Annotated in this window: 21 protein-coding genes; 7 read left to right on the top strand and 14 right to left on the bottom strand. The window is 64.8% G+C overall.

From position 1 onward, the window contains the following. Positions 1 to 30: 30 nt before the first annotated feature. The 7 genes from LCF60_RS16960 to purD all read right to left on the bottom strand — a co-directional run bounded on the left by LCF60_RS16960 (position 31) and on the right by purD (position 6,971). Positions 31 to 1,527 (bottom strand): NAD(P)(+) transhydrogenase (Re/Si-specific) subunit beta, encoded by a 1,497-nt coding sequence (locus tag LCF60_RS16960; RefSeq protein ID WP_292293364.1) that lies wholly within the window; start codon positions 1,525 to 1,527, stop codon positions 31 to 33. Between the two features lie 13 nt (positions 1,528 to 1,540). Next, complete coding sequence (locus LCF60_RS16955; protein WP_292293362.1) at positions 1,541 to 3,112, bottom strand: Re/Si-specific NAD(P)(+) transhydrogenase subunit alpha; 1,572 nt, start codon at positions 3,110 to 3,112, stop codon at positions 1,541 to 1,543. 136 nt (positions 3,113 to 3,248) lie between these two features. Continuing rightward, positions 3,249 to 3,701: an isoprenylcysteine carboxylmethyltransferase family protein gene (locus LCF60_RS16950; protein WP_292293360.1), complete on the bottom strand. Its 453-nt coding sequence runs from the start codon at positions 3,699 to 3,701 to the stop codon at positions 3,249 to 3,251. A gap of 81 nt (positions 3,702 to 3,782) precedes the next feature. Continuing rightward, entirely contained in the window at positions 3,783 to 3,980 is a 198-nt protein-coding gene (locus LCF60_RS16945) for a hypothetical protein (RefSeq protein WP_292293359.1), read from the bottom strand. A 143-nt stretch (positions 3,981 to 4,123) separates the two neighbouring features. Then, positions 4,124 to 5,041 carry a DMT family transporter gene (locus LCF60_RS16940; RefSeq protein WP_292293357.1) on the bottom strand — a complete coding sequence of 306 codons (918 nt, stop codon included), beginning with the start codon at positions 5,039 to 5,041 and terminating at the stop codon, positions 4,124 to 4,126. 73 nt (positions 5,042 to 5,114) lie between these two features. Further along, positions 5,115 to 5,708, bottom strand: a complete 594-nt coding sequence (locus tag LCF60_RS16935) for a LysE/ArgO family amino acid transporter (protein ID WP_292293355.1) — start codon at positions 5,706 to 5,708, stop codon at positions 5,115 to 5,117. Next, positions 5,709 to 6,971: a phosphoribosylamine--glycine ligase gene (purD, locus tag LCF60_RS16930; RefSeq protein ID WP_292293354.1), complete on the bottom strand. Its 1,263-nt coding sequence runs from the start codon at positions 6,969 to 6,971 to the stop codon at positions 5,709 to 5,711. Between the two features lie 73 nt (positions 6,972 to 7,044). On the opposite strand from purD, the gene xseA reads away from it, so the two are divergent. The 3 genes from xseA to LCF60_RS16915 all read left to right on the top strand — a co-directional run bounded on the left by xseA (position 7,045) and on the right by LCF60_RS16915 (position 11,597). After that, positions 7,045 to 8,595 (top strand): exodeoxyribonuclease VII large subunit, encoded by a 1,551-nt coding sequence (xseA, locus tag LCF60_RS16925; RefSeq protein ID WP_292293393.1) that lies wholly within the window; start codon positions 7,045 to 7,047, stop codon positions 8,593 to 8,595. A 169-nt stretch (positions 8,596 to 8,764) separates the two neighbouring features. Next, positions 8,765 to 9,577, top strand: coding sequence for a TIGR00282 family metallophosphoesterase (locus tag LCF60_RS16920; protein ID WP_292293352.1), 813 nt, complete (start codon positions 8,765 to 8,767; stop codon positions 9,575 to 9,577). 298 nt (positions 9,578 to 9,875) lie between these two features. After that, complete coding sequence (locus LCF60_RS16915; RefSeq protein ID WP_292293391.1) at positions 9,876 to 11,597, top strand: SLC13 family permease; 1,722 nt, start codon at positions 9,876 to 9,878, stop codon at positions 11,595 to 11,597. A gap of 58 nt (positions 11,598 to 11,655) precedes the next feature. On the opposite strand, the gene LCF60_RS16910 is transcribed toward LCF60_RS16915, so the two are convergent. Next, entirely contained in the window at positions 11,656 to 12,396 is a 741-nt protein-coding gene (locus LCF60_RS16910; protein WP_292293350.1) for a glutamine amidotransferase, read from the bottom strand. Between the two features lie 122 nt (positions 12,397 to 12,518). Here LCF60_RS16910 and LCF60_RS16905 point away from each other — a divergent pair, with 122 nt between their 5' ends. Next, positions 12,519 to 13,268 (top strand): YebC/PmpR family DNA-binding transcriptional regulator, encoded by a 750-nt coding sequence (locus tag LCF60_RS16905; protein WP_292293349.1) that lies wholly within the window; start codon positions 12,519 to 12,521, stop codon positions 13,266 to 13,268. 73 nt (positions 13,269 to 13,341) lie between these two features. Here the strand turns inward: LCF60_RS16905 and LCF60_RS16900 are convergent, their stop codons facing one another. Then, the gene (locus LCF60_RS16900; RefSeq protein WP_292293348.1) at positions 13,342 to 14,079 is read right to left on the bottom strand and encodes a VCBS repeat-containing protein; all 738 of its coding nucleotides are present in this window, start codon (positions 14,077 to 14,079) and stop codon (positions 13,342 to 13,344) included. A 4-nt stretch (positions 14,080 to 14,083) separates the two neighbouring features. Continuing rightward, positions 14,084 to 14,407 (bottom strand): 2Fe-2S iron-sulfur cluster-binding protein, encoded by a 324-nt coding sequence (locus LCF60_RS16895; RefSeq protein ID WP_292293347.1) that lies wholly within the window; start codon positions 14,405 to 14,407, stop codon positions 14,084 to 14,086. 167 nt (positions 14,408 to 14,574) lie between these two features. Here LCF60_RS16895 and LCF60_RS16890 point away from each other — a divergent pair, with 167 nt between their 5' ends. From LCF60_RS16890 to prpE, 3 genes are all read left to right on the top strand, one after another. Then, the gene (locus LCF60_RS16890) at positions 14,575 to 15,006 is read left to right on the top strand and encodes an OB-fold nucleic acid binding domain-containing protein (protein WP_292293346.1); all 432 of its coding nucleotides are present in this window, start codon (positions 14,575 to 14,577) and stop codon (positions 15,004 to 15,006) included. Positions 15,007 to 15,048: 42 nt separating this feature from the next. Continuing rightward, a complete protein-coding gene (locus LCF60_RS16885) occupies positions 15,049 to 15,600 on the top strand; it encodes a peptidoglycan-binding domain-containing protein (protein WP_292293345.1) in 552 nt (183 codons plus the stop codon). A 232-nt stretch (positions 15,601 to 15,832) separates the two neighbouring features. Continuing rightward, on the top strand, positions 15,833 to 17,725 hold the full coding sequence (gene prpE, locus LCF60_RS16880) for a propionate-CoA ligase PrpE (protein ID WP_292293344.1): 1,893 nt from the start codon (positions 15,833 to 15,835) through the stop codon (positions 17,723 to 17,725). A gap of 102 nt (positions 17,726 to 17,827) precedes the next feature. On the opposite strand, the gene LCF60_RS16875 is transcribed toward prpE, so the two are convergent. From LCF60_RS16875 to hflK, 4 genes are all read right to left on the bottom strand, one after another. Further along, the gene (locus tag LCF60_RS16875; RefSeq protein ID WP_292293342.1) at positions 17,828 to 19,351 is read right to left on the bottom strand and encodes a DegQ family serine endoprotease; all 1,524 of its coding nucleotides are present in this window, start codon (positions 19,349 to 19,351) and stop codon (positions 17,828 to 17,830) included. A 103-nt stretch (positions 19,352 to 19,454) separates the two neighbouring features. Beyond that, the gene (locus tag LCF60_RS16870) at positions 19,455 to 19,643 is read right to left on the bottom strand and encodes a DUF2065 domain-containing protein (protein ID WP_292293389.1); all 189 of its coding nucleotides are present in this window, start codon (positions 19,641 to 19,643) and stop codon (positions 19,455 to 19,457) included. Next, positions 19,643 to 20,692: a protease modulator HflC gene (locus LCF60_RS16865; RefSeq protein WP_292293340.1), complete on the bottom strand. Its 1,050-nt coding sequence runs from the start codon at positions 20,690 to 20,692 to the stop codon at positions 19,643 to 19,645. The genes LCF60_RS16870 and LCF60_RS16865 overlap by 1 nt, the downstream gene beginning before the upstream one ends. Next, a partial coding sequence (hflK, locus tag LCF60_RS16860; RefSeq protein WP_292293338.1) for an FtsH protease activity modulator HflK occupies positions 20,692 to 21,524 on the bottom strand: 833 nt, incomplete at its 5' end. The genes hflK and LCF60_RS16865, both read right to left, overlap by 1 nt.

Here is a 21,524-nt window from a genome sequence, read left to right as displayed (position 1 = left end):
CTGAAAACCAGGGTTTGGGACTGGGTCGCCTCAGCTGATGCGCGTCAGCAGATCCTCGAGCGACTTCTTCGCGTCACCGTAGAACATCCGCGTGTTGTCCTTGAAGAACAGCGGGTTTTCGATTCCCGAATAGCCGGTGCCCTGCCCGCGCTTGGACACGAAGACCTGCTTGGCTTTCCAGCATTCCAGAACCGGCATGCCAGCAATGGGGCTGTTGGGATCGTCCTGGGCGGCCGGGTTCACGATGTCGTTCGAGCCGATGACGATGGCGACATCCGTGTTCGGGAAGTCGTCGTTGATCTCGTCCATCTCGAGAACGATGTCGTAAGGCACCTTGGCTTCGGCCAGAAGCACGTTCATGTGGCCGGGCAGACGGCCTGCGACCGGGTGGATCGCGAAACGTACGGACTTGCCCTTGGCGCGCAGGCGGCGGGTCAGTTCGGCCACATTCTGCTGCGCCTGTGCCACCGCCATGCCGTAGCCCGGAATGATGATGATGGTGTCGGCCTCGTCCAGCGCATTGGCCACACCGTCGGCGTCGATCGGCACCTGTTCGCCCTCGACCGCCATCTGTTCGCCAGCCGCGCCGCCGAAGCCGCCGAGGATCACGCTGATGAAGGACCGGTTCATCGCCTTGCACATGATATAGGACAGGATCGCCCCCGATGAGCCAACCAGCGCGCCGACCACGATCAGCAGGTCATTGCCGAGGCTGAAACCGATGGCCGCCGCCGCCCAGCCCGAATAGCTGTTGAGCATGGAGACCACGACCGGCATGTCGGCGCCGCCGATGCCCATGATCAGGTGATAGCCGATGAAAAGCGCCAGAAGCGTCAGCAGAACCAGCGTCCAGCTGCCCGAGCCGGTCATGTACATGATCGCCAGCAGCAGCGACAAGGCCGCCGCCCCCGCGTTCAGCATATGCCCGCCGGGCAGTTTCTGCGCCGCCGAGTTCACCTTGCCGGCCAGCTTGCCATAGGCGATGACCGAGCCGGTGAAGGTCACGGCACCGATCCAGATGCCCAGCACCAGTTCCACCCGCAGGATGCCGATTTCGACACCGGATTTCTTGGCGATCAGCTGTCCGAAGGACGACAGGCCGTCATAGGTTTCCTTTGGCAGGCCGATGGCGGTGTACCCGTCTTCTCCGACAGCCCCGAGGACAAGCCCGCTGGTTTCGTAGATCTCGGCCACGTTGTTGATCATGATGTCGGCGTTGAACCCGACAAAGACCGCCGCCAGGCCGACAAGGCTGTGCATGATGGCCACAAGCTCGGGCATCTGGGTCATCTGCACGCGGGTGGCGAGCTGATAGCCGACGGCCGCGCCCAGTGCGATCAGCACGAGCGAGACCACGAAAAGTCCCTGCCCCGGTCCGATCAGCGTGCCGACAATGGCGATGGCCATGCCGACGATGCCGTACCAGACAGCGCGCTTGGCGCTTTCCTGCCCGCTCAGACCGCCGAGGGACAGGATGAAGAGAACCGCTGCGACCGCATAGGCCGCGATGGTGAATCCGAATTCCATGGTGCCTGCCCCCTTAGGATTTCTGGAACATGGCGAGCATGCGCCGTGTCACGAGGAAGCCGCCGAAAATGTTGATCGAGGCCATGAAGATACCCAGCGCCGCCAGGAGCGTGATCAGCAGCGAACTCGACCCGATCTGGATCAGCGCGCCCAGAATGATGATCGACGAGATCGCGTTGGTGACCGCCATCAGCGGTGTATGCAGCGAATGCGCGACGTTCCAGATCACCTGGAAGCCGATGAAAACCGACAGCACGAAGACGATGAAGTGCTGCATGAAGCTGGCGGGCGCAATCAGGCCGACGCCCAGCACCAGCGCGGCGCCCACGGCAAGCAGGGTCACCTGCTGCCTGGTCTGCGCCTTGAAGGCAGCGATTTCGTTGGCGCGCTTTTCCTCGGGGGTCAGTTCCTTGACCTTTTCCTTGGGCTTGGCGGCAATCGCCGCGACCTTCGGCGGTGGTGGCGGGAAGGTCACTTGCTTTTCATGCGTGATGGTCGCGCCGCGGATCACGTCGTCGTCCATGTTGTGCACGACCTTGCCGTCTTTTTCCGGCGTCAGGTCGGTCATCATGTGCCGGATGTTGGTGGCGTAAAGGTTCGACGATTGCGTCGCCATGCGGGACGGGAAATCGGTGTAGCCGATGATCGTGACACCGTTGTCGGTGACGATCTTCTCGTCCATCACGGTCAGCTTGCAGTTGCCGCCCTTTTCGGCCGCAAGGTCGATGATCACCGAGCCGGGCTTCATCGCCTCGACCATGTCCTTGGTCCAAAGCTCGGGCGCTTCGCGGTTCGGGATCAGCGCGGTGGTGATCACGATGTCCATGTCAGGCGCCAGTTCGCGGAACTTGGCCAACTGGGCAGCGGTGAATTCGGGCGACGATACAGAGGCATAACCCCCGCTCGCGGAGCCGTCCTGCTGTTCCTCGTCGAAATCGAGGAAGACGAATTCCGCGCCCATCGATTCAACCTGTTCCGCCACTTCCGGGCGCACGTCGAAGGCGTATGTGATCGCGCCCAGCGAGGTCGAAGTGCCGATCGCGGCAAGACCGGCGACGCCGGCCCCGACCACCAGAACCTTGGCGGGCGGCACCTTGCCGGCTGCGGTGATCTGGCCGGTGAAGAAGCGACCGAAATTGTTGCCCGCCTCGATCACGGCGCGATAGCCCGCGATATTCGCCATCGAGGACAGCGCGTCCATCTTCTGCGCGCGGCTGATGCGCGGCACCATGTCCATCGCGATGACCGAAGCGCCCTTTTCGGCGGCCTGTTTCATCAGATCTTCGTTCTGGGCAGGCCAGAAGAACGAGATCAGAAGCTGGCCTTCGCGTGATTTCTTGATTTCCGCTTCGGTGGGGGGCCGGACCTTGGCGATCACGTCAGCCGCTTTCCACAGGGCTGCGGCGGTCTTGGCAATCTCGACGCCCGCCTCCTTGTACGTGTCGTCATTGTAGCCTGCTGCGTCGCCTGCGCCGCTTTCGATGATGCAGTCATACCCCAGCTTTTGCAGCTGACGGGCAGAATCCGGGGTCATGGCAACGCGTGCCTCTCCCTTCATCACTTCCTTTGGCGTCCCGATTTTCACCTGAGCCGTCCCCCTTTGCTTCGTTCCGAAGTGCCGTAGCGGCAGTTTTTCTGGCGATGGGTCTACAATGCTGACCTAAAGCACACAATGCACCCCCACCGCGAACCGCTCATCTAGAACAGATGGGCGCGATCGGCTAGAGCCAACGTCGCGTTTGTTTCTCGTAGCGTGCAAAATCCGCACGAAAATTTCGTCGCAACAGTTTTTCTTCAGCAAGAATGAAGTGTTTCTCGATCCACCATATGAAGATCGGAATCAATGGGAGCGATAACACCGCATCCCAGTAGAGGATCATGCCCGTCAGGATCAGCGAATCAGCAAGGTAAATGGGGTTGCGCGAGCGTTTGAAGATGCCGCTTGTCACAAGCGCATCCGGTGTCTCGTGCGGCATGATCGTCGTGCGGTGACGGCGCATCTCGTAGGCGGCCAGCGCAATGAGCACCAGGCCACCGCCAACCAGAAGCCCCCCCAGCAGATCGGCCCAGACCGGGCCGAAACTCAGGCCCTGATCGAAATAGGTCTTCTGCCACCAGGCGACGCCAAGCGCCGCAAGCAGCCAGACCGGGGGAATGTCGACATATTTCATCATGCATGCGACATAGCAGGGCCCGGCACCCGGCGCGAGATGGATCGGATGGACAAATGGCCGCCCGGACGGGGCGACCCGCAATCACATCTTGACGCGGCCCAGGATCTCGTTCTTCGGAATGCGCGCGACCATCACGCCACCTTCGACGCGCTTGACGTGAAATCCGTAGCCGCGCATCCGGAATTTCCACTCGGCGTCCGACAAAGTCTTCTGGCGCTCCGCCACCAGGAAATGACGCAACTCGCCAAGATCGCGGCTGGTATAGGTTTCTGCAAACATGGGTGTCTCCTCGTATGTAACCTGCCCTGTTTGTCGCTGTGGATTGTGACCAATTTTGGAACCAATCCCGGTTTTTTGCCGAAACCGAAACAATGTGGATAAGTCGTGACATCCGGGTCGTTCCGGTTGACGTTCAGGTCACCCTAACCCTTTGTTTCATTGACCGTCGGCGTGCGGTGCACCTTGCGCAGCCGCGCCTCGCGCCAGGTGATGAAGATCACCGATGCCATGATTACGCCACCTCCGAGGATCACCCAGGGGTCTGCCGGCTCGGCGAAGAACGCCATGCCCAGCAACACCGACCAGACCAGCTGGAGAAAGGTCACCGGCTGGGTCACCGTCACCGGTGCCGCGGCGAAGGCGAGCGTCATCGTGTAATGTCCGGCAGTGGCGAAACAGGCGACGGCGGCCAGGATCGCCAGATCCATCAGGCTTGGCGTCACCCAGACAGCAAAGGCGAAAGGCGCAAGCCCGATGGTCACGGTGATCGACAACAGCGCCACCACCATGCTGGCGGGCAACTCGCCCGACACGATCTTGGCGATCAGGTAGCTTCCCGCGAAGAGGAGCGCCGTACCGAGCATCGCGACATGGCCAAGGTCGAGTTCCCGGAACCCCGGCCGCAGGATGATCAGCGCGCCCACAAGCGCCGCCACAACCGCCATCGCCCGCCGCAGCGCGAGCTTTTCGCCCAGCACGAAAACGGCGAGGATCGTGACATAGACCGGGTTGAGATAGTTCATCGCGGTGACTTCGGCGATCGGGATGCGAGTCATCGCGAAGAACCACAGGATCACACCCAGCGAATGCACGAGCCCCCGGACGGCAAAGAGCTTTTTCTGCCGCCCTGTCAGTCGCACCGCCGTCAGTTCGCGCCAGACCGGGATCAGGAAGACCAGCCCGATCACGTAGCGCAGGAAGGCCGATTCCGCCGCCGGAACGCGCCCGCCCAGCGTCTTGACCAGCGCGGTCACGGTCACGAAACACAAGCCGGTCGCGACCATCCACAGGATGCCCTTGACCGGGTTGCCGGTGCTGTCGATGGGGGAGGCCGAGGTCATGCAGGCAATGGACCGGAAGCCGCCGGGAAGTTCAAGGGGGCGCATCTCGGGCCGGGCGGCGTACTTCGCCGCGTCACATCAGCAGAAGCTTGGCCGCGATGGCCCACATGACCAGACCGATGCCGATATCGAGCATCTGCCAGGCACGCGGCCTGGCGAAAAACGGCGCCAGCAGCCGTGCGCCATAGCCCAGCGAGAAGAAGAAGACGAAGCTGGCGGTCATCGCGCCCAGCGCAAAGCTCAGCCGGTCGGCATATTGCGCCGCGACCGCCCCCAGCAGCACGACGGTGTCGAGATAGACATGCGGGTTGAGCCATGTCAGCGCAAGGCAGGTCAGCAGAGCGCTGCGCACCGATCCCGCCGGCTGCCCGGCCTGCAACGCCTGTCCACCGCGCCAGGCGCTCTGGAAGGTGCGCGCGCCGTACCAGATCAGGAACGCCGCACCCAGCAGACGCATCGCCAGTTCAAGTCCGGGAACCGCCTGCGTCAGCGCACCGAAACCGGCAACCCCGGCGGCAATCAGGATCGCGTCAGACAGCGCGCAGGTCAGGCAGACCGCGAAGACATGCGACCGCATCAGCCCCTGCCGCAGCACGAAGGCGTTCTGCGCGCCGATGGCAAGGATCAGGGACAGGCCAAGCGCGAACCCGGCCAGCGCCGTCGCCATTCAGAGCGCCCGCCAGCCGATATCGCGGCGGCAGAAGCCCTGCGGCCAGTCCACCTTGTCGACCATCGCGTAAGCGCGGTCGCGCGCCTCCTGCAGCGTCGCACCCCGCGCGGTGGCGTTCAGGACGCGCCCCCCGCTGGCGGTGACCCTGCCGTCTGTCTCGGTGGTGCCGGCGTGGAACATCATGTGAAAGCTGTCTTCGGGCAAAGTGTCGAGACCGGTGATCACGCTGCCTTTCCGATAGCTGCCGGGATAGCCCTCGGCGGCCAGCACCACGGTCAGTGCATGGTCATCACCCCAGTTCACGCGGCATTCGGCCAGACGACCTTCGGCGCAGGCCTGCATCAGGTCCAGTGCCTGCGCGCCAAGCCGCATCATAAGGACCTGGCATTCGGGGTCGCCGAAGCGGACATTGTATTCCACCAGTCGCGGCTGCCCGTCTTCGATCATCAGTCCGGCGAAAAGAATGCCCTGGTACGGTGTGCCGCGCCGCGCCATTTCCGCCATGGTCGGCCGGATGATCCGCTCCATCGCCGCCTGCACGACAGCCTCGGTCATCACCGGAGCGGGCGAATAGGCCCCCATGCCGCCGGTATTTGGCCCGGTGTCGCCCTCGCCCACGCGCTTGTGGTCCTGTGCGGTGCCGATGGGCAACACGTCGATGCCGTCGCACAGCACGAAGAACGACGCTTCCTCGCCGGTCATGAACTCCTCGATCACCACTTCGGCCCCGGCCCCGCCGAAGGCGCCGCCGAACATGTCGTCGATGGCGGCCTCGGCCTCGGCGACGGTCTCGGCGATGATCACGCCCTTGCCGGCGGCCAGACCATCGGCCTTGACCACGATCGGCGCGCCATGCGCCCGCACATGGGCCCTGGCCGCCTCGGCATCGGTGAAATGGCCATAGGCGGCGGTCGGCGCGCCTGCCGCGTCGCAGATCTCCTTTGTGAAGCTTTTCGACGCCTCCAGCCGTGCCGCGGCGGCAGAGGGTCCGAAGACCAGCAGACCGGCATCGCGCAACCGGTCCGCAACACCGGCCGCCAGCGGCGCTTCGGGGCCGACGATCACGAAGTCGATGCTGTTCTCCTCGGCGAAATTGGCGACCGCGCCCCCGTCCTCGATGTCGAGCGCCGCGCAATCGGCGATCATCGCGATGCCCGCATTGCCCGGCGCCACCATCAGCTTGTCACATTTGGGATTCTGCATCACCGCCCAGGCCAAAGCGTGTTCGCGCCCGCCACTGCCAAGGATCAGGATATTCATGGCGGACTCCGTCTTCACCTTCGGTTTCGGGCGTTCTAGGGTCGGGATGAGCGAAGCGCAAGCGAGGCGAGCCGTGTCCGACCTGATCGACGACCCCCGTCCGGGGCAGAACCTGCCGGAATACACCGTGTCCGAAGTCTCGGGCGCGGTGAAGAAATCGCTGGAGGACCAGTTCGGCCGCATTCGCGTGCGCGGCGAGGTTGGCCGCGTCTTTACCGCACGGTCGGGGCATCTCTATTACGACGTCAAGGATGACCGGAACGTGCTGGCCTGCACCACCTGGAAAGGCCAGGTGTCCCAATTGTCGGTCGTGCCCGAGGAAGGGCTGGAGGTGGTTGTTACCGGGCGGATGACGGCGTTTGGCGGACAGTCGAAATACAACCTGAATGTCGATGAGGTGACGGTCGCCGGCGAAGGCGCGCTGATGGCGATGCTGGAGAAGCGCAAGAAGGCGCTGGCCGCCGAAGGGCTGTTCGATCCGGCGCGCAAGAAACGGCTGCCCTACCTGCCGGATGTGATCGGCGTCATCACCTCGCCCTCGGGGGCGGTGATCCGCGACATCCTGCACCGGCTGCGCGACCGGTTTCCGCGCAAGGTGCTGATCTGGCCGGTGGCGGTGCAGGGCGCGGCCTGTGCGCCCGAAGTAGCGCGCGCCATCGCCGGGTTCAACGCGCTGTCTCTCGGCGGCGCCCTGCCCCGGCCCGATCTTCTGATCGTGGCGCGCGGCGGCGGCAGCATCGAGGACCTGTGGGGCTTCAACGAGGAGATCGTCGCCCGCGCCGCCGCGGAGTCGGACATTCCGCTGATCTCGGCGGTGGGACACGAGACCGACACAACGCTGATCGACTTCGTGTCAGACCAGCGCGCCCCCACGCCCACGGCGGCGGCGGAAATCGCGGTGCCGGTGCGGCTCGAATTGCTGGGTTGGGTGGGGGATCAACAGGCCCGGATGGTGCGCGCGGTGTCGCAGCGGATGCAGACCCGCGACCAGCGCCTGCGCGACCTGGCGCGCGCCCTGCCGCGCGCCGACGCGCTGATGGCGGGACCGACCCAGCGGCTCGACCTGATGGCCGACCGCCTGCCGCGGGCTCTGACCCGGTCGGTCGACCTGCGGCGCGGGCGGCTCATCGAGGCGGCTGCCTCCTTGCGCCCCTCCCTGCTGACCCGCGCCCTGGCCGAACAGCGACGCCGCCTGGCGCAGTGCGGCGACCGGCTCTCGCCCTGCCTCAACCGCGCCATCCAGACCAAGCGGGACGCCTTGGCGCGTCGCGCCGACCGGCTGTCGATCAATCCGATCCAGCGCGATCTGGCCGCCAAGCGCGAGCGTCTCGACATGCTGACCCGCCGCCTGTCCGGCGCGGGCGAGAGCCAGATCAGGGAATGGCGCACCCGGATCGACGCGCTGGACCGGCTGCGCGAAACGCTGGGCTACAAGGAAACGCTCAAGCGCGGATATGCCGTGGTGCGCGGCGACGGCGCGGTGGTGACAACGCAGAAGGCCGCGCAGAAGGCCACGGCGCTCGAGATCGAATTTGCCGACGGGCGCATGACGGTGGGCGCGGCCGGGGCGAAACCCGCGACGAAGGCCAGGACCAGGCCGCCGGAACAGGGATCGTTGTTCTGATCCGGACCCGTGCGCAGTCAAGCGATTTCGAAATCGCTTGGGGCAAGCGGCTTCGAAGCCGCTTCCAAGCCAATTCGAATTGGCTTTTGCAACGCGTTTCGAAACGCGTTGCCCGATCACCAAGCTTTGCCCCTTTGCTTTCCACCGACGTCGCTCTAAGCCGTATCCCATGAGAACACTCTTTCTTGGCGACATCATGGGGCGCGCCGGACGCGCTGCGATCACCGACCGGCTGCCCGCCCTGCGCGACCGGCTCAAGGTCGATTTCTGCGTCGTGAACGGCGAAAACGCCTCGAGCGGGGTCGGCCTGTCCGGAGCCCATGCCGAGGCCATGCTCAAGGCCGGTGTCGATTGCCTGACCCTGGGAGACCACGCCTTCGACCAGAAGGACATGCTGTCCTATATCGAAACCGAGCCGCGCATCCTGCGGCCGCTGAATTTTGCCAAGGTCGCGCCGGGTCGCGGCCATCGCCTGTTCACCGATGCGCGCGGGCGCAAGATCCTCGTGTTGCAGGTGCTGGGCCAAGTCTTCATGAAACGCGCCTTCGACGACCCCTTCTCGGCGGTGGACGCCGTGCTGCGCGCGCATCCCCTGGGCGGTCAGGCGCAGATGGTGCTTGTCGACATGCATTGCGAGGCGACCTCGGAGAAGATGGGCATGGGCCATTTCTGCGACGGCCGCGCCAGCCTTGTCGTCGGCACCCACACCCATGTGCCCACCGGCGATGCGCAGATCCTGCCCGGAGGCACCGGGTACCTGACCGATGCGGGCATGTGCGGCGACTACAATTCGGTCATCGGCATGGACAAGGCCGAACCGATGCGCCGCTTCGTCACCGGCATGAGCAAGGGCCGGTTCCAGCCCGCGCTGGACGAAGCGACGCTGTCGGGCGTGCTGGTGGACACCGACGACCGGACCGGCAAGGCGACCGCGATCCACATGATCCGCGATGGCGGACGCCTGCAGCCGAGCGCGCCATGACATGCCGTCTCCCGCCGAGCGGGCTGATGTCTTCAGGGCCGGCCCGCGACGCGACCCAGCTGCTGGCCACACTGAGCGAGGGCTGTCGCCCTTTCGGCATCCTGTCCTGGAACACCCTTCCAGGCGCGGCGGCCGAAGTGGGCTGGAGCCGGTGCAGCCCGGCCCAAAGCCGGGCTTGTCCCGTCGCGTCAACAGCGTCAAGGTGGCCTGACATGACACCAGGGATTACCGGACTGTGCTGACCGCCATTTTCGACATCAGCCAGACCCAGCAGGCGCTGATCGCCCTGGGCACCGTGATGGTGATGTTCGCCCTTTTCGTGCGCGAGACCTACCCAACGGAAGTGGTCGCCATCGGCGGCGTCGGCGTACTTCTGGCGACGGGCATCCTGCCTTACGCGGATGCGCTCGACGTGCTTGCCAACCCGGCCCCCTGGACCATCGCCGCAATGTTCCTGGTGATGGGCGCGCTGGTGCGGACCGGCGCCCTCGCGGCCGTCACGACCACCGCGCAAAGCGCCGCGCAGAAAAGTCCGAAACGCGCCATGGCGGGCATCCTTGCGGTGGTGATCCTCGGCTCGGCCTTCATGAACAACACGCCGGTTGTGGTTGTGATGCTGCCGCTCTTCGTGCAGTTGTCCAAGACGCTCGGCGTGGCGCCCTCCAAGCTGCTCATTCCGCTCAGCTATGCGTCGATCCTGGGCGGCACGTTGACCCTGATCGGGACATCCACCAACCTGCTGGTGGATGGCGTCGCGCGATCGCAGGGGCTTGCGCCCTTCGGCATCTTCGAAGTCACGCCGCTGGCCATCTTTCTGGTCGCCTGGGGCATGTTCTATCTCTGGGCCGTCGGGCGCTACCTGCTGCCCGAGCGCACCAGCATGGCGGCGATGCTGTCGGACCGCTCGAAGATGAAGTTCTTCACCGAAGCGGTGATCCCGCCCGACAGCAACCTGATCGGCCGCGAGGTCCTGAGCGTACAGCTCTTCAAACGCGATGGCGTGCGCCTGATCGACGTGGTCCGGGGCGATGCGTCGCTGCGGCGCGACCTTGACGGGGTGCTGCTCCAGGTCGGGGACCGGGTGGTGCTGCGCACCCAGATGACCGAACTGCTGAGCCTGCAGAACAACAAGGAACTGCGCCGGGTGGATCAGGTCTCGGCAGTGGAGACCACCACGGTCGAAGTGCTGATCACGCCGGTCTGCAAGATGGTCGGCCGCCGTCTGGGCGCGATGCGGCTGCGGCGGCGCTACGGCGTCTACCCGCTGGCGGTGCATCGGCGGAACCAGAATATCGGCCGGCAGCTGGACGACCTGGTGGTGCGGGTCGGCGACACCCTGCTGCTCGAAGGCGCGCCCGAGGACATCCAGCGGATGGCGGAAGAACTCAACCTCGTCGATGTCGCCAAGCCCTCGGCCCGCGCCTATCGGCGCAGCCATGCCCCCATCGCCATCGCCGCGCTGGCCGGGCTTGTGCTTCTGGCGGCGCTTGGCGTGGCCCCGATCCTGGCGCTCGCAATCATCGCGGTGGCGGTGGTGCTGCTGACCAGATGCGTGGATTCGGACGAGGCGTTTTCCTTCGTCGAGGGACAGTTGCTGGCACTGATCTTCGCCATGCTCGCCATCGGTGCGGCACTCGAAGCCTCGGGCGCGGTGACCCTCATCGTTGAAGGGCTGGCGCCCTACATGATGAACCTGCCGCCCTGGGTCATCGTCTGGGTGATCTACCTGCTGACCAGCGTCCTCACCGAACTGGTCAGCAACAATGCGGTTGCGGTGGTGGTGACGCCGATCGCCATCGGGCTGGCGCAGACCATGGGGCTCGATCCGAGGCCGCTGGTGGTGGCGGTGATGGTGGCGGCGTCCTGTTCCTTTGCGACGCCCATCGGGTACCAGACCAACACGCTGGTCTACGGCCCGGGCGGCTATGCGTTCTCGGATTTCCTGAAGGTCGGCGTGCCGCTGAACCTGACCGTGGGCATGCTCGCCTCGGCGCTGATCCCGCTGATCTGGCCGCTGTAAGCCGGGCGCGAAGGCGCTTCGAAGCGCCTTGCAAGCGGTTTCGAAACCGCTTCCCCGCCTAGCGGCTGCCGTAGCGCGCCACGAAACGCCGCAGGATCTCGACCGGCACCGTCACATCGCTGGCATGGCACATGGCAACGAGATCATCCGCCGTCTCGGGCGCGAAATAGCCCTTGTGACGGTAGATCCGGATGCGGTCCTCGAACACGCCGGCATCGGCCTCGGGGTGGAATTGCGTGGCATAGACATTGCGCCCGTGACGGATCATCTGAAAGGGGCACGGGTCCGAGGCCAGCAGGTGCACGCACCCCTCGGGCAATTCCTGCACCGCTTCCTTGTGGCCGACAAAGGCATCGAAGACCCCCGGCAGCCCCGCGACCAACGGGTCAACGGCGCCGTCTGGCGTCACGCGGCAGGTCACCGGCCCCACCGGTTCGCCGTAGCGCCGCTTCGACACCTCGGCGCCCAGGTGATGCCCCAGGATGCCGATGCCGTAGCAGCATCCCAGGAACGGGACATCGCGGGCGGTGATTTCGGGCATGAGCGACAGGATGTCCGCCTCGATCCGCGCCTCCACCGGGTCCTTGCCCGCCGGATCATCCGACACGCAGCCCGGCCCGCCGCCGACGATGACCCCGGCATAATCGGAAAGCTGCACCCCGTCGGGCAGCGGCTCCCGGTCGAGGCAGACGCGATGCACCTGCGCCTCCGACAGCCCGCCCTTGGCGAGAAACGCCGCGTATTCGCCATCGCTGGCCTCGGCCTCGGGGCGCAATTGCAGGATCAGGAACGGTTTCACCCGGGTCTCATACCCAATGCCACCCGGCGCGCAAAGCACGAAAACGCAACTTGTTCCCGCCCCGCCTTCTGCGGTAAAGACGCCAAAACCTCTCGATCTCCGACAATCAAGGACCAGACATCATGGCCGGCCATTCCAAATGGGCAAACATCCAGCACCGCAAGGGGCGTCAGGACAAGATGCGTGCCAAGCTCTTTTCCAAGTTCTCCAAGGAAATCACCGTCGCCGCCAAGATGGGCGACCCCGATCCCGACAAGAACCCGCGCCTGCGCCTGGCGATCAAGGAAGCCAAGTCCAACTCCATGCCCAAGGACAACATCGAACGCGCCATCAAGAAGGCGTCCGGCGGCGAGGGCGAGGACTACGAGGAAATCCGGTATGAGGGCTACGGACCCAACGGGGTGGCGGTGATCGTCGAGGCAATGACCGACAACCGCAACCGGACGGCCTCGACGGTCCGCTCGACCTTCACCAAGAACGGCGGCAACCTGGGCGAAACCGGCTCCGTGGGCTTCATGTTCGACCGCAAGGGCGAAATCACCTACCCCGCCAGCGTGGGCGACGCAGACACGGTGATGATGGCCGCGATCGAAGCCGGGGCCGAGGATGTGGAATCGACCGAGGACGGTCACGTGATCTGGTGCACGGACACCGACCTGAACGAGGTCGCCACCGCGCTCGAGGCGGACTTGGGCGAGTCGGATTCGACCAAGCTGGTCTGGAAGCCGACCACCACGACCGAGCTTGACCTCGACGGCATGCAATCGCTGATGAAGCTTGTGGATGCGCTGGAAGACGATGACGACGTGCAGCGCGTCACCACCAATTTCGAAGCCTCCGACGAGGTCATGGCGCAGCTCGAGGAGGCCTGACGGCAAGGGCGTTCGAACGCCCTTGGCTGCATTTTCGAAAATGCAGGAAAGCGCCTTCGAAGGCGCTTCCCGCTCAACAGTCCAGAGCGCGCTCCAAGGCCTCGGCACCGTACGGTCCCAGAATCCGCCGCGTCAGCGAGGTGCCATCAAAGCGCACGGCCGCGATGTCCGACCAGTCTGCATCCGCCAGCACCATCTCCGGCCCCTGCCCGCAGTCACGCACCCCGCCCGCGATGTAGTCCCAGCCGATGCGGTGATTTGTCAGCCCGGCCAGTGACGCCACCTCGGTCAGTCGCCCGCCTGCCGCATAGCGCCAGACCCGCAACACCTTGGCCAGGTGCGGCCGGTCCACATAGGCCAGTTCCACCGCTCCGTCGCCATCCAGATCGGCAATCGCCACCGGCGCAAGCCAGCGGAACCGCGTGCCGATATGCGGTGTGGCGGCCAACTGCACCAGCGCGCCATCGACCAGCCCCCAAACCGCCAGCCGCGCCCCCCGGGTCTCGTGGCTCTCGACCACCACCAGTTCGGGGGCGCCATCGCCATCGACATCGACCCTGCGCGGCGACAGATCCTCGAACACGATGCCCTCGGCCCAGCGCACGGCGATCTCGCGCCCGTCGCTCAGCCGCGCCACAAGCGTGTCATATTCGATCTCATCGCCCAGAACGCCATGCGGATAGCGCGTGGTCGGCCCGTCAAAGCGCGCCGACACGATCTCTTGCGCCGCCCCCTGCGACGCCGCCAAGAGCGCCAGCGTCAGACCGACGCCTTTCGGCAGCAGACGCAACAGTCGACGCGGCGCCGACATGGGCTCAGATCTGCTTTTCAGGCATCTGCACGACAAGACCGTCCAGCGCGTCAGAGACTTTCAGCTGGCAGGTCAGGCGCGACCGCTCGGGATTCGGCTCATAGGCGAAATCGAGCATGTCTTCCTCCATGTCTTCCTTCGGCGGCAGCTTGGCCACCCAGTCGGGATGCACATAGACATGGCAGGTCGAACAGGCGCAGGCGCCGCCGCAATCCGCCTCGATGCCGGGAATGCCGTTGTCGCGTGCGCCTTCCATCACGGTCAGACCGTTGGCCACGTCCACGACATGCTCCGTGCCGCCATGCTCAATATAGGTGATCTTTGCCATTCCAGCACTCTCCGTCTCACAAGTCGTGTCTTACCTAGTCTGGCAAAGGCCGACCTGCCAGCCCCTTTCGGCGTCAAATGCCCGTCAGGCATTGCGGCCAGGACGATCCGGAAACCGCACAAGGCGCGGGACTTGCGTCGCCCGCAAGATGTTCTATTTTTGTTCCCATGCGAGTCGTCACGCCCCGCTCCACCCAGACCAACTGGCCGCGGCCGCCGTCCTGCCTGACGGCGTCGCAACTGCGCGTGCCGCCCGACAATGCGCGGATCGCGGTGGCGGGGCTGGTCATCCTGCGGCAACGCCCCGGCACCGCCAAGGGTGTGATCTTCCTCACGCTCGAGGACGAGACCGGCACGGTGAACATCATCGTCTGGCGCAAGCTTTATGAACGTCATCGCCGTGCGGTAATCGCCGGGCGGATGTTGCGCGTGACCGGGCGGTTGCAAAGCGAGGGCGACGTGATCCATGTGATTGCCGAGGTGATCGAGGACATCTCGCCGCTGCTGGATCAGCTTCTGGCGCCTGCGCCCGAAGACCCTCCGGAGGATCGAGCGGAACATCGGCCAGAGGCGCTTTCACCAGACCCGCAAACGGGTTAGACTGCGGCTCAGCAGAAACAGTCAAACAGGCGCGCCCCCTCCGTGACCCCTTTCCCGTCAGCGACCCGGGCTCTGTGGGCCGTGGCCTTGGCCGTTGTGACGGGCTGTGCCGACATCGAAGGTTCCGGAAATGGCGCGGCGCAACCTGCGGTGCCCGATTTTTCCTCTGCCCGGATCGACCCGCCGGCCGGCGTCGCTCCGGACAGCTGCTGGGTGCGGGACGTGGCACCCGCCAGGATCGAGACCGTCACCCGCCAGATCGAAATCGCTCCGGCCCGCCTCGCCGAGGATGGCACACTCCTGTCGCCGGCGCGCTACCGGACCGAAACCGCGCAGGCGATCACCCGCGAACGGCAGGAACTGACCTTCGAAACCCCCTGCCCCGCCGCGTTGACGCCGGACCTCATCGCGACGCTGCAGCGCGCGCTTGAAGCCCGCGGGCTGTACCGCGGTCCGATCACCGGAAAGATGGATGTCCGCACCCTGCAGGCGGTGCGCCGCTACCAGAGCGCCCGAGGCCTGCCCAGCGGTCTGCTGTCGATGCGATCGGCGCGGGGGCTGGGGCTTCTGGCGACGCCCCGCGACCAGCTGTGATGCGCGACTCGGAGGGCCGACAAGTTTGCATCACGGAGTTTGCAGTTTTGCAAAACACGCCGGTCAACACTTCATCTTTGCATAATTGCAGGGGGTTTGCAAAAATTTGCAATCTGTTAGCGCCGAAACTGCAAAGTTTTTGCGGCCATCTGCCGCGCGGTTGATCGAGAGACTTGCCGCAAGGTCGCCCGCGCCGTAGGCCAAGTCCAACACGTCAGAGGAGGAGATCGGGATGGGGTATCAAGACGTCTATCAAAGCTGGAAGTCGGATCCGGAAGGGTTCTGGATGCAGGCCGCCGAGGCGATCGACTGGGACGAAAAGCCCAGCAAGGCGCTGTTCGAGGTCGGTGACAACCTCTATGAATGGTTCGCCGACGGCAAGACCAACACCTGCTGGAACGCCGTCGACCGCCATGTCGAGGCCGGGCGCGGCGGCCAGGTTGCGATCATCTATGACAGCCCGATCACCGGCACGGTGCACAAGATCACCTATTCCGAACTGCGCAACCGCGTGGCCCGTCTGGCGGGTGCGCTGCGCGCCAAGGGGATCGAGAAGGGCGACCGCGTCATCATCTACATGCCGATGGTGCCCGAGGCGCTCGAGGCGATGCTGGCCTGTTCCCGGCTGGGCGCGATCCATTCGGTGGTGTTCGGCGGCTTTGCCGCGAGCGAACTGGCGGTCCGCATCGACGACGCGAAACCCAAGGCGATCATCGCCGCCTCCTGCGGTGTCGAACCCGGCCGCGTGGTGCATTACAAGCCGCTGCTGGACGGGGCCATCGAACAGGCCACCCACGCCCCCGATTTCTGCGTGATCTTCCAGCGCGAACAGGAAGTGGCGCATCTCGAAGAGGGTCGCGATGTCGACTGGCACGGGTTCCAGTACGGCGTCGAGCCCGCCGAGTGCGTGCCCGTCGAGGGCAACCACCCGGCCTATATCCTGTATACCTCCGGCACCACCGGCGCGCCCAAGGGCGTCATCCGTCACACCGGCGGCCACCTTGTGGCGCTGAACTGGTCGATGAAGAACATCTACAATGTCGATCCCGGTGACGTCTTCTGGGCCGCGTCCGACGTGGGCTGGGTCGTGGGGCACAGCTATATCTGCTACGCGCCGCTCATTCACGGCAACACCACCATCGTGTTCGAGGGCAAGCCGATCGGAACGCCCGACGCGGGCACCTTCTGGCGAATCATTTCCGAACACAACGTGCGCAGCTTCTTCACCGCGCCGACCGCCTTCCGCGCGGTCAAGCGCGACGATCCCCAGGGCGAATTCGTCCGGAAATACGACCTGTCCTGCCTCAAGGCGATCTACCTTGCCGGTGAACGCGCCGATCCCGACACCATCGAATGGGCGATGAATGTCACCAGCAAACCGGTCTACGACCATTGGTGGCAGACCGAGACCGGCTGGACCATCGCCGGCATGCCGGCTGGAATCGAGGCGCTCCCGGTCAAGATCGGATCACCTTCGGTGCCGATGCCCGGCTATGACGTGCAGATCCTCGACGAGGCGGGCCATCCGATGAAGGCCGGAGAGCTGGGCGCCATCGCGGTCAAGCTGCCGCTGCCGCCGGGCACCCTGCCGACGCTGTGGAACGCCGAGGACCGGTTCCGCAAATCCTACCTGTCGCATTTCCCCGGCTATTACGAGACCGGCGATGCAGGCATGATCGACGAGGACGGGTACCTCTACATCATGGCGCGCACCGATGACGTGATCAACGTCGCGGGCCACCGCCTGTCCACCGGCGGTATGGAAGAGGTGCTGGCGGGACATCCGGACGTGGCGGAATGCGCGGTGATCGGCGTCACAGATCAGCTCAAGGGCCAGTTGCCGATGGGCTTTGTCTGCCTGACCAAGGGTGTGAACCGACCGCATGAAGAGGTCGCCAAGGAATGCGTCAAGCTGGTACGGGACAAGATCGGACCTGTCGCGGCATTCAAGCTCTGCGCGGTGGTGGACCGTTTGCCCAAGACCCGCTCGGGCAAGATCCTGCGGGCGACCATGGTCAAGATCGCGGATGGCGAAGCGTTCAAGCTGCCCGCCACCATCGACGACCCGGCCATCCTCGACGAGATCAAGCTGGCGCTTCAGGACATGGGCTACGCCAAGGGATGACGCGGGCGGATGCGTCGTCGCATCCGTTTCTTCCGTCAATAGAATAGAGAAAGGGCGCCGAAACGATCGGCGCCCTTTCTTCATGTTCGCTCAGGGTGTTGCCTACTCGGTGTCTTCGATGTTCAGCGCCACGAAGCGAGGATCACCGGCACGACGGACCAGCAGCAGGATCGACTTGCGGCCAGCGTCCTGTGCCTCGGCGATGCGGTCTTCCAGATCGCGGGGCACCGACACCTGCGCCTGACCGGCTTCGGTGATCACGTCACCAGCGCGCAGACCCTTTTCGAAGGCTTCGGAGGTCTCGTCGACATCCATCACGGCCAGACCTTCGGCGTTTTCGTCGAGTTCGAGTTGCGCGCGAATCTCGTCGGTGAGCGGGCTGAGGGTCAGGCCCATCATGTCCAGCGACTGAGGCGTTTCGTCCTCTTCCGGGCTAGGCTGCGATGCCGGAACGGCACTCTCTGCCTCTTCGCGGCGTCCCAGCGTCACCAGCAGCGTCTGGGTTTCACCGTCGCGATTCACGACCACGCGCACCGCCTTGCCGACGGCGGTGTTGCCGACCTGGCGCACCAGACCGCGGGTGTCCTCGACCTCGCGGCCGTCGAAGCTGACAATCACGTCACCGGCTTGCATGCCCGCTTCCATCGCGGGGCCTTCCGGCACGTCCGAGACCAGCGCCCCCTTGGCGTCGGCAAGGCCCAGCGCTTCGGCCACGTCTTCGGTCACGTCCTGGATGCGGACACCGAGCCAGCCACGGCGGGTTTCACCGAATTCCTGAAGCTGGTCGACCACGCGGGTCACCACGTTCGACGCCATCGAGAAGCCGATGCCGATCGAGCCGCCATTGGGCGACAGGATCGCGGTGTTCACGCCGATCACGTCGCCATCCATGTTGAACAGCGGCCCACCCGAGTTGCCGCGGTTGATGGCGGCGTCGGTCTGGATGTAGTCGTCATAGGTGCCGCTGAGCGCACGGTTGCGGGCCGAAACGATCCCTGCCGAGACCGAGAAGCCCTGACCAAGCGGGTTGCCCATGGCCATGACCCAATCACCGACGCGGGCGGTGTCACTGTCGCCGAAGCTGACGAAGGGCAGTGGTTCGTCGCTTGTCACCTTCAGGAGCGCGATGTCGGTATTGGGGTCGGTGCCGATGATCTCGGCCGGCAGTTCCCGCCCCGAAAAGAATTCGACCAGCACCTCGTCGGCGCCTTCGATGACGTGGTTGTTGGTCACGATGTACCCGTCTTCGGAAATCACGAAGCCGGAGCCGAGCGCCGAGGAGCGGCGCGGACGGTCGCCCTGCCCGCCGCGATCCTGGAATTCGCGGAAGAAGTCTTCGAACGGCGATCCTTCCGGGACGATCCCCTGCGGACCGGTGCGGCCGGCAACCGTGGTGGAGGTGGTGATGTTCACGACGGACGGGCTGATCTGCTCGGCCAGGTCCGCAAAGCTTTCCGGCATGCGCGCATGTGCCATCAGCGATTGTGCGACTATCAGGATCATCGACAGCGAGGTCAGCCAGAACAGACGCAAGGGCGTCGACCGATCCTGTTCGATTGCAATTGCCTGTGAGGTCAAGGGAAACTCCTTCGTCTTTGAAGCGGCTGCATCGACGCCGCCTGCCATATATTGTGGTAATGTAGGTGCGACGGGGCAACACGCAAACAGGAAACCTGCGTATCAAGACTATGTGACCCGCGCGTGACGCGGTCCGGCGGCACCGACGCCGTCAAAAGCTCTGCAATATCCATAGCATGGTGGCCCCGGCCGCAATCGCCGACACGCCAATCAAGCGTCGCAGATCAAGCGGCATCGCGCGCATGGCTTCAAGCATCCGCTCCACAAGCGAAGGGGCCAGTGCGTACACCAGCCCCTCCACGATCAAAACCATTGCAATCCCGAGGATCAGCGTGTCGATCAATTCGTCGCGTCCTCACCGGCGTTGCGGTTTTCCTGCGCTTCCTGTTCGTCGAGCTGCTCTTCAAGCCGCTCCCGCTCCATTTCGGGCAGGTCGGGAGAGATCGTCGCCTCCGGTGCCCGTTCGCGCAGCCGCTCGATATCGACATCCGGCACGTCCACCCGGCCAAGGCCGTCGGCCCGGATGACTTCGAACATCTGGCTCAGGAATTCGCTCTCGGGCGAAAACACGAGGGTCGAGTTTTCCGCGTTCAGCGACTCCTCCATCGCCTCGAGCGACCGGTAGAAGGCAAAGAACTCGGGGTTGCTGCCATAGGCTTCGGCATAGATGCTGTTTCGTTCCGCATCCGCCACACCGCGCGTGATGTTGGCTTCCCGTTCCGCGTTGGACACCGTTTCGACCACGGTCCGGTCGGCGGCGGCGCGCACGCGCTGTGCGGCCTCGTTACCGCGGGCGATCTCGTCCGCAGCCTCGCGTTCGCGTTCCGCCCGCATCCGGGCAAAGGTCGCGGCCAGGTTCTGTTCCGGCAGGTTGGTCTGCTTGAGCCGCACGTCGACGATCTCGAGCCCGAGGCCGGCCGCGCTGGTGCGGGCCTGGTCGCGGATGCGCAGGGCCAGCTGGCGCCGCTGAGGTGACAGGATCGTGTCGGATGTCACCTGATCGGCACCCAGGACTTCCCGGATCTGCGCGTTCAGGACCGACGACAGCCGGTCTTCGGCCACCCGTGTGCCGCCGATGCCGACAGCCTGGCGGAACTGGACCACATCGGCGATCCGGTAGCGGGTGAAGGCGTCGACCACGAGGCGTCGATCATCCGACGGCGTGACTTCGATCGTGTCCGTGTCCAGCGACAGGATGCGGCCGTCATAGCGCACGACCTCCTGGATGATCGGAAGCTTGAAGCCCAGTCCCGGCTCCTCGACGACCTGCTTGATCTGGCCGAATTGAAGGACAAGCGCCTTTTCACGTTCATCGACGATGAAGATCGACGACAGGAATCCGACCACGGCAATGACGCCGATCGGAAGAAGGTAAGCGGTTTTACGCATCAGTTCGACCCTCCCGTGCCCGTCTGTCCGGACCGGCGTAGTTCATTGAGTGGCAGATACGGCAAGACGCCCTGTCCCCCCGCGGCGCTGCCGGTTTCGTCCAGCAGGATCTTGTCCAGATCTCCGAGCGTCCGTTCGAGCGTTTCGAGATACAGGCGGCGCTGGGTGACTTCCGGCGCCTCGTTGAATTCCTGCGCCACGGCGATGAAGCGGCTTGCCTCACCGATGGCTTCGTTCACGACCTGTGCCCGGTAGCCTTCGGCCTCTTCGAGGATCTGTGCCGATTGACCACGCGCTTCCGCAAGCACCCGGTTCGCATAGGCGTCGGCCTGGCGTTGCAACCGGTCACGTTCCTGTTCTGCGGCCTGGACCTCGCGGAAGGCGTCGATCACTTCGCTGGGCGGGTCGGCGGTATCGAGGTTGACCCGGACGATGCTGATCCCGCTTTCGTATTCGTCAAGCGTCGCCTGGATGTTCTCGCGTGCGGTATCGGCAATCAGACCACGGTCCCGGTTGAGGATCGGGGCCAGGTTGGTCGCCGCGATGATCTCGCGCATCACCGCTTCGGAAACCGCCTGCACCGTCACCTGCGGATCGCGCAGATTGAACAGCAGTTTCGCCGGATCGTTGATGTTCCAGACCACCTGGAAATCGATATCCACGATGTTGGCATCCGTGGTCAGCATGAGACCGTCGCCGCCACCGCCACCGCGGCCGCCGCCGATATTCTCGGTGCGTTCCGATGTCACGTTCACGATCTCGGCGGTCACGACCGGCCACGGAGCGAAGTTGAGGCCCGGATTGCCGGTGGAGGAATATTCCCCAAGGAACA

This window comes from Marivita sp., assembly GCF_020055635.1.
Lineage (GTDB): Bacteria > Pseudomonadota > Alphaproteobacteria > Rhodobacterales > Rhodobacteraceae > Marivita.
Note: the sequence above shows the minus strand (reverse complement) of the source record. Positions and strands in the feature narration are given on the sequence as shown.

Bases quoted from the DNA above. Each gene is read 5' to 3' on its own strand.
- prpE (WP_292293344.1), top strand. From the start codon at position 15,833: ATGGGGTATCAAGACGTCTATCAAAGCTGGAAGTCGGATCCGGAAGGG.
- LCF60_RS16950 (WP_292293360.1), bottom strand. From the start codon at position 3,701: ATGATGAAATATGTCGACATTCCCCCGGTCTGGCTGCTTGCGGCGCTT.
- LCF60_RS16900 (WP_292293348.1), bottom strand. From the start codon at position 14,079: ATGTCGGCGCCGCGTCGACTGTTGCGTCTGCTGCCGAAAGGCGTCGGT.
- LCF60_RS16935 (WP_292293355.1), bottom strand. From the start codon at position 5,708: ATGGCGACGGCGCTGGCCGGGTTCGCGCTTGGCCTGTCCCTGATCCTT.
- purD (WP_292293354.1), bottom strand. From the start codon at position 6,971: ATGAATATCCTGATCCTTGGCAGTGGCGGGCGCGAACACGCTTTGGCC.
- LCF60_RS16940 (WP_292293357.1), bottom strand. From the start codon at position 5,041: ATGACCTCGGCCTCCCCCATCGACAGCACCGGCAACCCGGTCAAGGGC.
- LCF60_RS16945 (WP_292293359.1), bottom strand. From the start codon at position 3,980: ATGTTTGCAGAAACCTATACCAGCCGCGATCTTGGCGAGTTGCGTCAT.
- LCF60_RS16915 (WP_292293391.1), top strand. From the start codon at position 9,876: ATGGTGATGTTCGCCCTTTTCGTGCGCGAGACCTACCCAACGGAAGTG.
- LCF60_RS16875 (WP_292293342.1), bottom strand. From the start codon at position 19,351: ATGGCAGGCGGCGTCGATGCAGCCGCTTCAAAGACGAAGGAGTTTCCC.
- LCF60_RS16960 (WP_292293364.1), bottom strand. From the start codon at position 1,527: ATGGAATTCGGATTCACCATCGCGGCCTATGCGGTCGCAGCGGTTCTC.
- LCF60_RS16895 (WP_292293347.1), bottom strand. From the start codon at position 14,407: ATGGCAAAGATCACCTATATTGAGCATGGCGGCACGGAGCATGTCGTG.
- LCF60_RS16905 (WP_292293349.1), top strand. From the start codon at position 12,519: ATGGCCGGCCATTCCAAATGGGCAAACATCCAGCACCGCAAGGGGCGT.
- LCF60_RS16890 (WP_292293346.1), top strand. From the start codon at position 14,575: ATGCGAGTCGTCACGCCCCGCTCCACCCAGACCAACTGGCCGCGGCCG.
- LCF60_RS16865 (WP_292293340.1), bottom strand. From the start codon at position 20,692: ATGCGTAAAACCGCTTACCTTCTTCCGATCGGCGTCATTGCCGTGGTC.
- LCF60_RS16920 (WP_292293352.1), top strand. From the start codon at position 8,765: ATGAGAACACTCTTTCTTGGCGACATCATGGGGCGCGCCGGACGCGCT.